We start from the raw sequence: 14,087 nt of genomic DNA, 5'->3' as shown, positions 1-14,087 counted from the left end.
TGTCCTGTCTACAATGAGATGATTAATTAAAACAGTTTATTCAGCAGTTTTTTGCAGCAAAGCATAATAAAAGCCATCACCGCTCTCGCTATCAATTGGCAAACACTGGCGACCAATCGCTTGTTCGATACCCCAATTGCAATCGTCGCTAAATTCAACAGCTACTACATTATTATAATGAGTCATGAAATCCTGCATTTGCTCGACGTTCTCTTGCTTTAGAATAGAGCAAGTAACGTATAACAGATAACCACCAACTTTAAGTTGTGGCCATAGATTATGCAGGATATCGGCTTGCAAAAGTGCTGTTTGCTCGACGTCTTCTTCAGTACGCAAGATACTAATATCAGGATGACGACGAATCACGCCAGTCGCCGTACAAGGTGAATCTAGCAATATAGCGTCAAATACGAGCTTGCTCTTTTTCTTACCAGCACCTTGCCATGTCGTCGCATCAGCACAGACGATATTGAGCTCGATGTTTTTCTCAGCTTGCTGCAAGTCGTGCTGACTTAAATTTAAGCGCTGTAAATTAGTATGAATGCGCTCGATACGTGGCGCTTCATTATCTATCGCAGTAATCTTCACTTTCGAAATCACAGGCAACGTTTCAGCATTGTCTTGTTTCACGTGAAACAACGAAGACTCATTTGAGCTGATTAATTCTAACCAATGAGCAAGCTTACCACCGGGCGCGGCACAAGCATCTAAAATACGGACTTCGTCGTTGCTTGTATCTACATCGCCGTCTGTATCATTGTTTTTAATACTCAGTTTATTAAGTAGAGCATTATGGATAAGCGGCGCTGCAAGCTGAGCATGCATATCTTGTACACTAGCAGCGCCTTCAGCGAATTGAGGCAAAGCATTGACTGCGGTACTTTGATGCAATCTTAACCCTTGGGTTAATATGCTATTAGATGTCGCTGTAGCCGACGATTTCTCAAGTTGTAAACCACTCGTTAGCTCAACCAAATCTGCTTCAACTTCAAATTCTACTAATGCTTGCTGGTAATCTTCTACCGAGGTAACCCCTGTATTCACTCGCAAAAACATTGGCGCAGGTTGACGTAGACCCTGCATCAAATCGTCATACTGCTCACTCCAATCTTGCTTAAGCTGATAGGCAAGCCAATTCGGTAAGCTGTGTTTTTTATCGCACTTCTTGCGGAACTTACTTGGGTTCTTAGCAACCTTACGCAAGATGGCATTGATTAAACCCGTCGCATGCGCAAACTCAATTTCTTTTGCTGCTTCAACCGTTTCATGAATTGCCGCATGGTCAGCCACTTGCAAATACAGCAGCTGCGTCAAACCTACTTGAATCGTCGTACGCACCTCTTTTTCATCAATCGAGTTATCAGCCAGACTATCGAGTAGACGCTCAAGGGCATACCACTGGCGCAACGTCGTTAGCAATAACGCATGAGCAAAACCCTTATCACCGTCATGCAAACTGTTTAGTAACGGGTCAAGGACGCTTGCAAGCGACTGACCATTTTGAATCGCTAGTAAAGTACGAATGACGCGGACGCGGACGCTACCATTCATGATAAGGTTACTTGACGGTTTAAGCTTGTTGTTTCTTGGCGCAGTGCTGGTTTGTCTCATTAAATTGAATTTCCTTGACGTCTAATAATTAGCGTCTTGTGCGATTTGGATTAGGTATATCTAAATGGAGTTATTTCGTTTCTTTACTAAACTGGTCGCCATCATTAAGCTGATTGCCATGGCAGATTTGTTCGGCGCTCACAGGTTTGCTGCCTGCAAACTGTAGCTGAGTAATAGCTAAAGTACTGGCTTGAGGTTTTTCGCTATTTACATCAGTATCAATATTATTATCTTTACCACAAGCGATTAAAATCGCCTTGCGCCCAACGCTAATAACTGTACCTGCTTGTTTATCGGTTGGTTGCGATGCATTCACAGGTAAACTGGCTAAAATTTTGACACGCTGACCTGCCAAAAAAGTATAAGCACCAGGCCAAGGAGTTAAGCCACGAATTTGTCGTTCAATCACAGTGGCAGACTGCGTCCAATCAATTTCACCCTCAGTTTTGACTAACTTTTCAGCATAATTGGCTTGACTGTCATCTTGTACTATAGCCTGAGTTTGATAGTGTGGTAAATCTTGTAGCACAGTAATAATGGCGGTCGCACCAAGCTCAGCCATTTTATCATGTAGGCTGGCAGCCGTATCATCAGACTCAATACTAGCACTGACTTTATAAAGCATGTCTCCAGTATCAAGCCCTTTATTCATCTGCATAATAGTAACGCCAGTCTCACTATCACCAGCCAATAATGCGCGGTGAATAGGCGCTGCACCACGCCAGCGTGGTAATAATGAGGCGTGGATGTTTAAGCAACCATAAGTCGGCGTATTCAAGACACCAACAGGAAGAATCAACCCATAAGCAGCAACAATCATTACATCGGGTTGATAATCTTGCAAAGTTTGCCTTGCTATTACCCCTTCTATACTTGATTTTTTAAAGGTCTCTGGCTGTTCAACAGCGATATCATGTGCCAATGCTACTTGCTTGACCGCAGATGCCGCCAGCTTTTGTCCGCGGCCAGCTTTACGATCAGGCTGACTATAGACCGCTACAATACTGATATTCAATGCCTGTTGCTGCTTGATTAATGCCTCAAGACTCACGGCGGCAAACTCAGGCGTGCCAGCAAATACCACTTTTAACGGCTCTGTACGCGTCGGTTTAAAGTTATCATTATTAAGAGATACATCAGGGGTACAAGCAAGTGTGGTCATAGTTTAGGCAATATTAATAAGTAATAAAGCTATTATAGGTGAGTTTGTGGCGTTGTGCCATGATTGTAATAGCCACAATCAAGCGCTACTAATGCGTCTGATTATCTTTATAATAGCAATAAGATTCAGTCTCATTTTTCACATTGTCATATACTAGCTAGCTATCAATATTGTTTATTGCTTTGTTGTAGGCTAATAATAAAGAATATAGCAGTAAAATCTAACGAAACCATTTTAAATTTACTGTGTATTATTATGCCGACTTAGGGTCATGCCTTTATGCCACAATTTCAGTCTCTGCAACGCCTGTTGGCTTTCTATACTTTGACATTACTCGCCATGTTGTCATTGTATTATTTCATCATGTTTCATGAGATGAAGAATGAGAGTAAGCAGCACAGTGTAGAGACGTTTCATACCTTGCAGTATCAAATTTCCGAGCTTAATAATCCTATAAACCCTGCCGTTAAAAAGATAGTAGAAAAGCCTTTTTTGGCAGGAATCAGTTATCAGCTGATTTTTATGATGCCCTCCGGCCAAACTTTCATTTACCATCAAACTGAAGCTGATGAACCTGAATTTACGGGGATTATGTTTCCAAGCATTGAGACTTCGCTATTATCAAATAAGAATACTCATAGCACCTATACGTTATCCAACGAAAAACTAGTCGGAACCATCGAGCTTAAAAGCGGCCATAAATTTTATACCATTTTGCGTCATAAGCCGCTCGATGTTAACTGGGTATCTTATCGCTATTGGTTGCCTTTAATGACCGCCATCATGTTTTTTACTTTGGCACTACTATATACCTTAAAACGCCGCGCCAATTGGGTGCAGTTACTGCTTTATACCGACAACTTAAGCAGTCATGCAAAAGAGGCATATACACCACCACCGTTTGTCAGCAAAGAATCTACGCCTGAATTTTTGCAATTGGGTCATGCACTTAGTCGGATTAACTATCAATTGCATAACAATCATCGTCATATTACTACTCTAAAGCATCGCCTAGAGCGTTTGGTTGATCACGCCCCACTACCGATGCTGATGATTATGAGACAAGGTCAAATTAGCTTCTTTAATCAACGTTTTGAGCAAGTATTTTCGACAGCCTTTCAAAATGACAGCAATTATAAATTAACAGATTTTGTTTTTACTGAAGATGAATCCACCCAGTTACTGCTGCAACAACTAGAAAGTCTTCGTGTTACGCGTACGTTTATGGTATATGGGCTGGCTAATAAAAAAGCTTATCAGCTACATATTACCCCGTGGTTTGGTGAGCATGGTCAGGTTCACGGTTTTACCGTATTACTGAATAATGTAAATGATTTAACAAGCCAAAACGAACAGCTGCAGCAACAAAATATAGAAATACAGCGACAACTTGATGAATTTAATGCACTCAAATCAACGATGGGTCATGACTTACGGCTGCCATTAGAGGCTATGATTGATACTTTAGAACCGATTGATACTAGCGTTTTGACTGTCAAAGAGCACCAGATTGTCAATACTCTGATTGAAACCAGTCATGCTATGCTTATTATGCTCAACGAGATGCTGGATATAGGGGAGATAGAAGTTCGAAAAACTCGTTTGAATATTGAAACTGTCGACATTTATAAAATAGGGCAACATGTCAGTCATTTAGTCACAAAAGATGCGAGACAACATGGGCTTGAATTACTATACTTTTTCACTCCTGATTGCCCTCGCCTCATCGATACCGACCATAAACGTCTGCAGACAATCTTACGTAACTTACTGGATAACGCTATTAGATATACCAGTTCAGGTTACGTTGTACTGACGATTGAAGCTGTGAATACAGAACAACTATCAGCCAAAAATACCATTCTGGTTAATGATTTAGTGAACGGTACAACTAATAAATTAGTGCCTGATAATACCAACAGAAAAACAAACCCAGCGCATGACTGGGTTCGCTTTAGTATCCAAGATAGTGGCATTGGCTTAGAGACAACCCAGAGAGATAAACTTCATAGTTATTTTAATCAAACAGCTCAAATAGAAAACACGCAATTAGACCAGTCAAGTTACTCGCAAAAAGCCAGCCAAATTCATACTCAAGTCAGTCAAGCAGATGTAGGACTGACAACTGCTCATAGTTTTGCTAAATTATTGGGTGGTTTTATAGATTTACATAGCACACCTGATATTGGAAGTACCTTTGATCTTTATCTGCCTTGCCAAAATCCAAACTATCAACCCATCTACCATCTCAATCAACAGTTAACGCGATTGCATCTTATTGCCATCATCAATCAGCCACTTGCCGCTGAACATCTAAAACGCCTATGTACCCATTTATCTATAAGAGTCACTATTTTTACGTCTACTGATAGCGTGACCCTACAACAGCTCAACGACGAACTGATGCAAAACCAGCGTACACTCGCTCCAATATTGCTCCTCGACTACGATTATTATGAAAGCATTACGCTTGCTTTATCTAATCAATCAAAGATGAAAGATGAAAAAGGCATCCATGCCAATATGGTAGAGGAACAAATAAAAGAAGAAGATTTAGCAAATACGTTATCTAGCAATATTGACAGACAGCATACATTAAATCACTTATTGGCTAATGTATCGCTACCAAAGATATTACTAAGTATGAAGTCTGAGCGCCGCATCGCTTCTATGCTACTAGATAGATGTGATGGATTTTTAACCAAGCCGCTAGATGTGAATTTACTACTCTCTGAGCTACTGCGCTTAACACTTCCTACCAGACAGATACTCATACAAGCAGCAGATATTAAGTATAACGACAGCGTTGTAGTGTCAGCAGATAATAGGTCTAATGAAATTATCTCACCTCTGATTTTAGTGGTAGAAGACAGTCCTACCAATCAAAAAATTGCCTGCAAAATGCTCGCCAAACTTGGTTATCGTAGCGTGGTGGCAGAAGACGGTCAGCAAGCATTACATATACTGCAAGCGCAGCGTCAAGAGATTGATCTTATTCTGATGGATTGCCGGATGCCAGTGATGGATGGATTGCAAGCAACTCAGGCAATTAGAGCGCAAGGCGATGATATTCCTATCGTTGCACTTACAGCGAACAATACTGAAGAAGACCGCTCAGCGTGCTTAAAGGTAGGTATGGATGAGTTTTTAGCCAAACCTATTAATAAGGATAAACTACAAGACGTCTTAACAGCACTAATTAAACCCTAAAAAATACTACTAAAACTCATAAAGAATGTTAGTGATCACTTATACAAAACCATGCCAAAACAAGATAGCTTCTATACTTTTCACTTACTGCTAATATAAAATTTGCAGCAAGATAAGACTGTGGTATCAAATATGACTTACTTCATAAAGCCATTATCTGCTAAAAAAGCTTCAGTAATATTGCTTTGCGGGCTAATATTTGCAGTGTCTTCCTGCGACTTATTTAATAAACGCTCCAAATACCTAGCCACAATATCTACCTCCACATTGACCTTATCTCCTACCAACCAATGCTGTGCAATATTGGTCACTTGAGCTGTATGCGGAATGATATTGAGTGAAACAATATTATCACGTACTAAGTTAGTCGTGAGGCTAATACCATCAAGAGTAATAGATCCTTTGGTCGCTGTATAATGCGCCAGCTCTTTTGGTACCTCAATTTCGATATATATAGAACGTGCATCCTTTTGCAACTTACTAACGACCCCTACTCCATCGACATGACCTGCGACAATATGCCCACCAAAACGTGTAGTCGGTAGCATTGCCTTCTCTAAGTTGACAATATGCCCCGGTTTCAAATCTTCTAACGCTGTTCGCGCTATAGTTTCACGTGAAACATCAACGGAGTAATGATTACTACCGAAATCTACAACCGTCAGACAGATACCGTTAGAAGCTATAGAGTCTCCAAGCTTCACATCGCTAAAATCTAAGCCATTAGACTCTATAGTCAAGCGAATGTCGCCGCCTGTAGGTTGCATCGACTTAACCTTTCCCACACTTTCTATAATTCCGGTAAACATATCAACCTCTTCTCATTGTTTTATTGTCGTTATACATAGCTTTTCTCAGCAATAAACGTGCTATATCACATATATTTCGGGATAAACTGTGGATAAGTAATGGATATACTTACCTGCAAGCTTAAAAGCCTTAGTTATTAACAAGTTATCCACAATTAATATTGTTTTGACTCAATATTTATATATCTAATCGCTACTATGCAAGTATTTGATTTTACTATAATTTATCTATATAAATAACATTTAACCAAAATCAAAAGTTTCATGTGGAACAAAGTTATACACAGTTTCATGTGAAACTAATATGAGCAGTCATTATTTATGCCTAACCATCATATCTTGCATTAAGAGTGTGGATAGATAATTAACAATTAAATGGGTAATAAGGTCAATTTCAGATCAGAACCAAGCTGTTCATGACATTGAATATCAAAACGCAATTGCTGAGCTAGCGATAAGGGATTAATATCAACCATCGCTCGCGCTTTTTGCCCTAACAGACATGGCGCTTGATACACAATCAACTCATCTACCAATTGCTGTTGTAAGAAGCTACCAGCAACACTGGCACCTGCTTCTATCAATACGTCATAACACTGATACTCAGTGACTAATACCTTTAATAACTCTCTTAAATTATCTTCACGCCAATACAGTATGTCAGTACGGTGGCACAACTGGTAATCAGACTGTAGATCATGCTTTAAACGACCTCGCCTATCAAGTATCACCACTTTAGGATGTGGAACCTCTTCAATTGCTATACCTAGTTGGTTAGAGCGTACATTTAACTGAGAGTTATCGACAATAACCGTTTCGCTACCGGTAATAATAGCCCCACTTTGCGCCCGCAGCTTTTGTACGTCTTCGCGCGCAGCAGGACCAGTAATCCACTTTGATTCACCTGTCGCCATCGCCGTACGACCATCAAGGCTGGTCGCAATCTTAAGCCTGACATAAGGCATTTGAATACGCATGGCCTTTAGAAAGCCTTTATTTAACGCTTCTGCCTGCGCGGTAAGGATACCAACCGTCACCTCAATACCCGCTTGTTCTAACAATTTCACACCACGACCTGCGACCTGTGGATTTGGATCTAGTCCAGCAACGACAACCCGTATGACGCCAGACTCTATCAGTGCTTTTGCACAAGGCGGCGTACGACCCGTATGACTACAAGGCTCTAAAGTGACATAAGCGGTAGCACCAACTGTTCTTATACTAGCATCTTTTAGAGCAAATACCTCAGCATGCGGCTGACCGGCTTCAGGATGGAAGCCTTGACCGACAACTTCCTCTGCTTGAACAATGACACACCCTACAGCAGGATTGGGTCGAGCGGTATACAAGCCAAGCTTTGCTTGCTCAATAGCAAGCATCATAAAATATCGGTCTTTCGCATTTTGAGAATGGTCTGAATTTGACATAAAAAAGGACTTAATAAATGATGAGATATTATTATCAATGGTTTCATGAAGTCACATAAAATTATAGGCTTAAGAAAGCATCAAAACCTTAACTCAATGTTATTTATCATTAGGGCGTATATTGGCAATCTCTTGATGAAAAGCATCAATATCCTGAAAGTCACGGTAAACACTAGCAAAGCGCACATAAGCGACATCATCAAGCGTTTTAAGCTCACTCATAATGATTTCACCTAAGACTTTACTGCTGACCTCACGCTCACCCATTTGCCGTACACGCTTTTCAATCCGGCTAATCATCCCTTCTTGCTCATCGATAGTGATAGGACGTTTTTGTAGTGGTAATAAAATTGAGCGTCGTAGTTTATCATTATCATAAGGTTCAATCTTACCGCTGGACTTGATAATACGCGGCATCACCACTTCGACCACTTCAAAGGTAGTAAAACGCTCTTGACAGCTATTACATGAACGACGGCGGCGCACTTGCGCACCTTCAGCAGCAAGACGCGAGTCGATTACCTTTGTCTCTGACGCATTACAATAAGGGCAATGCATACGGCTTTCCTTGTCTTTATATGAAGCACTATTAAACGAGTCATAATCCCATCTTTACAGCTACATCATTCAAATTTATAACCGTAAATAAGATTACTTACCAATGCAAAAACTGCCAAAAATCTTGCCCAACAAATCATCTGCACTAAACTCCCCGGTAATCTCGCCCAGACTATGCTGAGCTTGACGCAAACTTTCAGCGACTAACTCACCCGCTTTAAAAACGGTTAGTTGCTCATGAGCTTCTGCTAAATATTCGGCCGTTCTTCTTAATGCATCTAAATGACGCGTACGAGCTATCAAGCTATTTTCGGGTGGATGAAACCCTACTTTGGCACACAGAGTTTCGACTAAATCATCAATACCTGCGCCTGTTTCACATGAAACATTAACTTGCTCGTAACCGCGATTATGAATTTGTTGTTGCGAAATAGAGGTTATTTCTTTGCTGCTATTATTATTTAATAAATCACTTTTATTAGCGATAATTAACAAGCGCTTGGCTTCTGGTAGCTCACCAAATAACTGCTCAGCGAGCTGTAATGGGGTACTTTCTTCTTCAAGATCACGGGTTACATCATAAACCATTAACAGCATATCTGCCTGAGCAATCGCTGTCCGCGCGCGCTCAATACCGATACGCTCGACCGTATCTTCTGTCTCGCGCAGGCCTGCCGTATCAGTCAAGTGTAGCGTCAAACCATTGAGGACAACGGTTTCTTGTAGTGTATCACGCGTTGTACCCGCCACATCAGTGACGATAGCACGCTCTTGCCCTGCCAAGCGATTCAACAAGCTTGATTTACCAGCATTAGGTCTACCTGCCAATACCACATGAATACCATCACGTAATAATTGTCCTTGCTTAGCAGTCGCCAAGACCTGCTGGATTTTTTCTTGTGTTTGTTCAAGCTTACCTTGTATGACCCCATCTGATAAAAAATCAACGTCTTCTTCATCAGGAAAATCGATGGCTGCTTCAACATGCAGACGCAGATGAATTAACTGCTCAAGTAGCTGATTAATCTTTTGTGAAAACTCGCCGCTGAGTGACCGAATAGCACTGCTAGCAGCGGCGGCGCTGGTAGCATCAATCGCATCTGCAATGGCTTCTGCCTGTACCAAATCTAACTTATCATTATCAAAGGCACGATAAGAGAACTCTCCAGCGCTGGCTTGTTTTGCCCCTAACTCAAACACACGTGCCAACAACTGATTTTGCAAAATCATGCCGCCATGACCTTGCAGTTCAATAACATCTTCGCCAGTAAACGAGTGCGGACCCTTAAAATACAGCACCAACCCTTCATCGATAACCGTACCATCTGCTTGATAAAATCGGCAGAAGCTCGCCATGCGTGGTTTAAATGCTGACTTACCTGTCAGTGTACAAGCAATGCTATACGCATGTGTGCCAGACAGACGAATAACCCCGACCCCACCCCGTCCAAGCGGTGTAGCAATAGCGGCAATGGTAGGCAGACTCGAAAAACCGAGATTTTTTGATGACTCAGGGGCGGCTAACGCCAACTCTTGGGAATCCACAAGCACTCTCAATAACTAAAAACTCCATTATAGACGGCTTAACGCACACTGACAAAACAATCTTTAAAGAGCGTAATCTCCTCATTGTAAGTCTTTTCCAATATCATCTAGCTTGACTGCAGCGACTATGGCGTAGTCTTAAGTAGGTATTCATACCAGATATGACATTAAGGGCATAAAAAAACCACCGCCGTAGCGATGGTTTTTTAAAATTATAAACTATTAAATGGTTAATCCAGTACCTTAACCGTACGAAGCTTTTGCTCTTCTTCTACTTTTTTATTGACGATATATTGATGCGTCATACTAAATAAGTTATTCACAGTCCAATATAGTACCAGACCTGCTGGGAAGAACAGCATGAACGCGGTGAAAATAATCGGCAAGAATTTCATGACTTTCGCTTGCATCGGGTCAGCTGGCTGTGGATTAAGCTGCTGCTGAATAAACATCGATGCACCCATTAATAGTGGCAAAATAAACCACGGATCCATCGCTGATAGATCTTGAATCCACAAAATCCACGGTGCATGACGTAGCTCAACACTCTCAACCAGTACCCAATACAAGGCTAAGAAAATCGGCATCTGCATTAGAATCGGCAAACAACCCGCCATTGGATTGACTTTTTCTTCTTTGTACATTGCCATCATTTCTTGCGACATTTTCATGCGATCGTCGCCATGCTCTTCTTTTAATGCAGCAAGGCGCGGTGCAATCGCACGCATCTTCGCCATTGAGTAGTAGCTCTTGTTTGAGAACCACATCAATGCCAGCTTCACTAAGATAGTCAATAGAATAATTGACCAGCCCCAGTTACCGATGACTTTATGAATACCATCCAAAATACCAAACAATATCTTTGATATTGGCCATAACAGACCATAATCGACCGTCTGATTTAACCCTACTGCTACATCCTTAAGCTCAGATTGTACCTTTGGGCCTGCGTATAGCGTCGCATTTAAGGTTACTTGCTTGTTTGGTGCAACATTGACAGGCTGACTGTTAAAACCGATAAAGTAATCATCACCTGTTTCGCGGCTAAAGAATTTACCAGTAAAGTTTTCAGGCGTCCATGCTGACACAAAGTAATGCTGCACGATGCCAACCCAACCTTTATCACTGGTTGTGGTCAATTCACCATCATTAAACTTACCAAACTTCAGCTTATTATAGGGATCATCGGGTGTACCCCAAGCGCCGCCCAAATAGGTTGCCATACTAAGCGCACCTTTATCAGACATACCGGGATCTTTACTATCATCACGCTTTAGCTGCGCAAACATCTGACCTTGCCATGCCGCTGTAGAAGCATTTTGAATCTTATAGCTGATATCGATAGGATATTTATCGTGAGTAAAGCTAAAAGTCTTAGTGACTGTCACGCCATCTTTTTTATACGTAAGCGGCACTGATAACGTTTGCTGGCCTTTTTCCATCACGTAATTGTTAGCGGTATGGCTGTATTTGGCACGACCTTCTGCGGTATCGATACCATTTTGACCAATCAGACCAGACTGAGCCACGTAAACGCGGTTACTGTTGTTTTCTAGCAATACAAAAGGCTTATCGCTATCAAGGGTCGCATCATACTGCTTTAGCGCAGCATAAACGATGTCACCGCCTTCTGGATTGATTTTGATGTCATAACGATCAGTAGTGACTGTGATTAGTCCTGCATCAGTAGCAGGTGTAGCAGTCACAGCGCTATCAACTGTACCGTTGTCGGCAGGTAGCGTCTGTACTGGAATATCACCTGCTGCACCGCTAGTAGAAGGAATATCGGCTCCTACTGAAGCTGCAGTTTCTGGCACCGTGTCTACAGCTGGGGCATCTGCATAATCATCACGCCATGCCAAAATCAGCAGATAAGCGGTGATTAACATCGCAATGATGATCATCACCCGAAATATCTTTTGCATAAACCTTTCCTAGATTAAAAAATTAGGGAATAAAAAAACTAGGGCATGTGTTATGACCACCACACAGCATTGGCCCAGATAGTGAACGGTAATGTCAGCAGTCAATCACATAAAATGTTCATCATTTTACTAAAAAACGATTCTAAATGATACCAACAGTGTGGATAACTTGTGGGTAACTAGGTAGATATGCTGAAACGCCTAGTAAAGCTTACGTCTTAGGTCAATTTCATCATATGATTTAGGCGAGTAACATAGCCATGATTATCTCGATAAACATAAAAACCATGAAACTGTCCATGAGCTACTAGATTACGGGACAAGTATTGATAGCGATAGGAAGCTAAAGGTAGAGGCACAAAATCAACTCCATGTCCGCCTAATGGATGACAGCGACTAATGCGTTTTAATAACAGTAAACTCCCATTCCAAACACCATACCAAGCTAGAGCTTGCTTACCATAGTTTGAACAGGTTGGATAATATCGACACCGAGCAGGTAATATGGGACTTATTATTTTTTGATAAAAATCAATAAAATTATATATTAACTTATATAAGTATTTATTTATTATTTTTATAAATAAACTCATATTATTTTTTTTCTATTTTTTTAAAAATATTAATTACTTCCATTTTTATTTCTTTATTACTTAAGCCTTTAACAGAATTTTTAACGATAAAAACAATGTCTTTATTTTCTAAACTAGAAGCTTTTATTCGAAACTGCTCACGTATTTGACGTTTGATTAGATTTCGCGAAACTGCCGTAGGGACTTTGCGCTTGGTGATCGCCATACCGACTCGTGGCTGCTCATGAGTGTTAGTACGCACAAACGCCATCAGATGGCTCTGATGTAGCTTACGCTCAGGCGCGTCAAAGACCTCACGAAAGGCTGCAGGCGTGAGTAAACGCTGCTCTTTAGTAAAGCGGGCATTTAGTGTCGTTGGAGGAGTATTAGACATAGTACAACCTAGTATAAGAGATGATAACGATGGTAGAAATAATAACAAAATATAGAGACAAAAAAAGCGCCGATGTGGGCGCTTTTAATATATGGCTAAGTGTCAGTTGTGATGATTGACTATCGCAATCTATAAATAATAGAAACACAACAAGCACTATGAGCCATGCTTATCGCAATCTACTGATTATACAGTAAGGCGATGACGTCCTTTAGCGCGGCGACGAGCTAAGACCTGACGGCCTTTTTTAGTTGCCATACGAGCACGGAAACCGTGAGTACGTTTACGCTTGATCACGCTTGGTTGGAATGTACGTTTCATAACTCACCTATCAAAATAATGGACTAAATTCGTAATAACGGAGGATTATATCATTGCATAGGATGTGGGTCAATAAACTATTCACTACGTTTTAAAGCAGCGTTATATTGCTCTTCGATTTTTTACTTTTTGTATAAAGCTGATGGATTTTAAAAACTCATCTAAGAAGTTAGTCATCCTTTGCGTACTTGATGAATTTACTACTGTAAATCTTATTATCTAGTTTGAAAACAATTTGTATTATTGGCGATGATTTTTAAAGTTATCCACAATTTTGGTTGATTCTTATAATAATTAATTGATTAATATATATAGATATTGTTGTTATTGGGGTACTGTTTTTCTGTGGCTAAGTGTTGATTTTCCTTTATAATCAAAAATTTAAGCTATGGGTAACCCTGTGTATAACCTGTGGGTGGAATATGGATAACTTAATATGATTACTTATACACAAAAATATCCACAGGCTTATCCCCAGAAAACAAGGTTTTATCCACAGGTTATTTGTGGTAGATTACTCCCCTATAAGATATAAGGTGTTAGTGTACTTTGT

At 40.7% G+C, this 14,087-nt stretch carries 11 protein-coding genes; 1 reads left to right on the top strand and 10 read right to left on the bottom strand.

Translation table 11 applies throughout. The features are described from left to right. Nucleotides 1-36 precede the first annotated feature (36 nt). Together FQ083_RS05350 and fmt are read right to left on the bottom strand one after the other, a co-directional pair. Complete coding sequence (locus FQ083_RS05350) at nt 37-1,611, bottom strand: transcription antitermination factor NusB (RefSeq protein ID WP_149409113.1); 1,575 nt, start codon at nt 1,609-1,611, stop codon at nt 37-39. A gap of 70 nt (nt 1,612-1,681) precedes the next feature. Next, nucleotides 1,682-2,773: a methionyl-tRNA formyltransferase gene (fmt, locus tag FQ083_RS05345; protein ID WP_149409112.1), complete on the bottom strand. Its 1,092-nt coding sequence runs from the start codon at nt 2,771-2,773 to the stop codon at nt 1,682-1,684. Between the two features lie 279 nt (nt 2,774-3,052). Between fmt and FQ083_RS05340 the strand changes: the two genes are divergently transcribed. Further along, a complete protein-coding gene (locus tag FQ083_RS05340) occupies nt 3,053-5,983 on the top strand; it encodes a response regulator (protein WP_149409111.1) in 2,931 nt (976 codons plus the stop codon). Between the two features lie 137 nt (nt 5,984-6,120). Here FQ083_RS05340 and FQ083_RS05335 read toward each other — a convergent pair whose 3' ends face one another. The 8 genes from FQ083_RS05335 to rpmH form a co-directional block, all read right to left on the bottom strand. Further along, nucleotides 6,121-6,792 (bottom strand): riboflavin synthase, encoded by a 672-nt coding sequence (locus FQ083_RS05335; protein WP_149409110.1) that lies wholly within the window; start codon nt 6,790-6,792, stop codon nt 6,121-6,123. A gap of 371 nt (nt 6,793-7,163) precedes the next feature. Beyond that, on the bottom strand, nt 7,164-8,219 hold the full coding sequence (gene ribD / locus FQ083_RS05330) for a bifunctional diaminohydroxyphosphoribosylaminopyrimidine deaminase/5-amino-6-(5-phosphoribosylamino)uracil reductase RibD (RefSeq protein WP_149409109.1): 1,056 nt from the start codon (nt 8,217-8,219) through the stop codon (nt 7,164-7,166). Nucleotides 8,220-8,318: 99 nt separating this feature from the next. Beyond that, nucleotides 8,319-8,777 carry a transcriptional regulator NrdR gene (gene nrdR / locus FQ083_RS05325; RefSeq protein ID WP_020444555.1) on the bottom strand — a complete coding sequence of 153 codons (459 nt, stop codon included), beginning with the start codon at nt 8,775-8,777 and terminating at the stop codon, nt 8,319-8,321. Nucleotides 8,778-8,870: 93 nt separating this feature from the next. After that, a complete protein-coding gene (mnmE, locus tag FQ083_RS05320; RefSeq protein ID WP_149409157.1) occupies nt 8,871-10,307 on the bottom strand; it encodes a tRNA uridine-5-carboxymethylaminomethyl(34) synthesis GTPase MnmE in 1,437 nt (478 codons plus the stop codon). A 245-nt stretch (nt 10,308-10,552) separates the two neighbouring features. Continuing rightward, nucleotides 10,553-12,247, bottom strand: coding sequence for a membrane protein insertase YidC (gene yidC / locus FQ083_RS05315; protein ID WP_149409108.1), 1,695 nt, complete (start codon nt 12,245-12,247; stop codon nt 10,553-10,555). Between the two features lie 218 nt (nt 12,248-12,465). Further along, nucleotides 12,466-12,840 carry a membrane protein insertion efficiency factor YidD gene (yidD, locus tag FQ083_RS05310; protein WP_133104024.1) on the bottom strand — a complete coding sequence of 125 codons (375 nt, stop codon included), beginning with the start codon at nt 12,838-12,840 and terminating at the stop codon, nt 12,466-12,468. Between the two features lies 1 nt (nt 12,841). Next, nucleotides 12,842-13,213: a ribonuclease P protein component gene (gene rnpA, locus FQ083_RS05305; RefSeq protein ID WP_133104023.1), complete on the bottom strand. Its 372-nt coding sequence runs from the start codon at nt 13,211-13,213 to the stop codon at nt 12,842-12,844. 186 nt (nt 13,214-13,399) lie between these two features. Continuing rightward, nucleotides 13,400-13,534, bottom strand: coding sequence for a 50S ribosomal protein L34 (gene rpmH, locus FQ083_RS05300; RefSeq protein WP_007394757.1), 135 nt, complete (start codon nt 13,532-13,534; stop codon nt 13,400-13,402). Between the last annotated feature and the right edge of the window lie 553 nt (nt 13,535-14,087).

The organism is Psychrobacter sp. ANT_H59 (assembly GCF_008369225.1).
GTDB classification, from domain to species: domain Bacteria; phylum Pseudomonadota; class Gammaproteobacteria; order Pseudomonadales; family Moraxellaceae; genus Psychrobacter; species Psychrobacter cryohalolentis.
This window is presented reverse-complemented; position numbering and strand designations above follow the sequence as displayed.

Excerpts from the sequence above, each read along its gene's own strand:
- FQ083_RS05350 (WP_149409113.1), bottom strand. The coding sequence starts at position 1,611 with ATGAGACAAACCAGCACTGCGCCAAGAAACAACAAGCTTAAACCGTCA.
- fmt (WP_149409112.1), bottom strand. The coding sequence starts at position 2,773 with ATGACCACACTTGCTTGTACCCCTGATGTATCTCTTAATAATGATAAC.
- FQ083_RS05340 (WP_149409111.1), top strand. The coding sequence starts at position 3,053 with ATGCCACAATTTCAGTCTCTGCAACGCCTGTTGGCTTTCTATACTTTG.
- FQ083_RS05335 (WP_149409110.1), bottom strand. The coding sequence starts at position 6,792 with ATGTTTACCGGAATTATAGAAAGTGTGGGAAAGGTTAAGTCGATGCAA.
- ribD (WP_149409109.1), bottom strand. The coding sequence starts at position 8,219 with ATGTCAAATTCAGACCATTCTCAAAATGCGAAAGACCGATATTTTATG.
- nrdR (WP_020444555.1), bottom strand. The coding sequence starts at position 8,777 with ATGCATTGCCCTTATTGTAATGCGTCAGAGACAAAGGTAATCGACTCG.
- yidC (WP_149409108.1), bottom strand. The coding sequence starts at position 12,247 with ATGCAAAAGATATTTCGGGTGATGATCATCATTGCGATGTTAATCACC.
- yidD (WP_133104024.1), bottom strand. The coding sequence starts at position 12,840 with ATGAGTTTATTTATAAAAATAATAAATAAATACTTATATAAGTTAATA.
- rnpA (WP_133104023.1), bottom strand. The coding sequence starts at position 13,213 with ATGTCTAATACTCCTCCAACGACACTAAATGCCCGCTTTACTAAAGAG.
- rpmH (WP_007394757.1), bottom strand. The coding sequence starts at position 13,534 with ATGAAACGTACATTCCAACCAAGCGTGATCAAGCGTAAACGTACTCAC.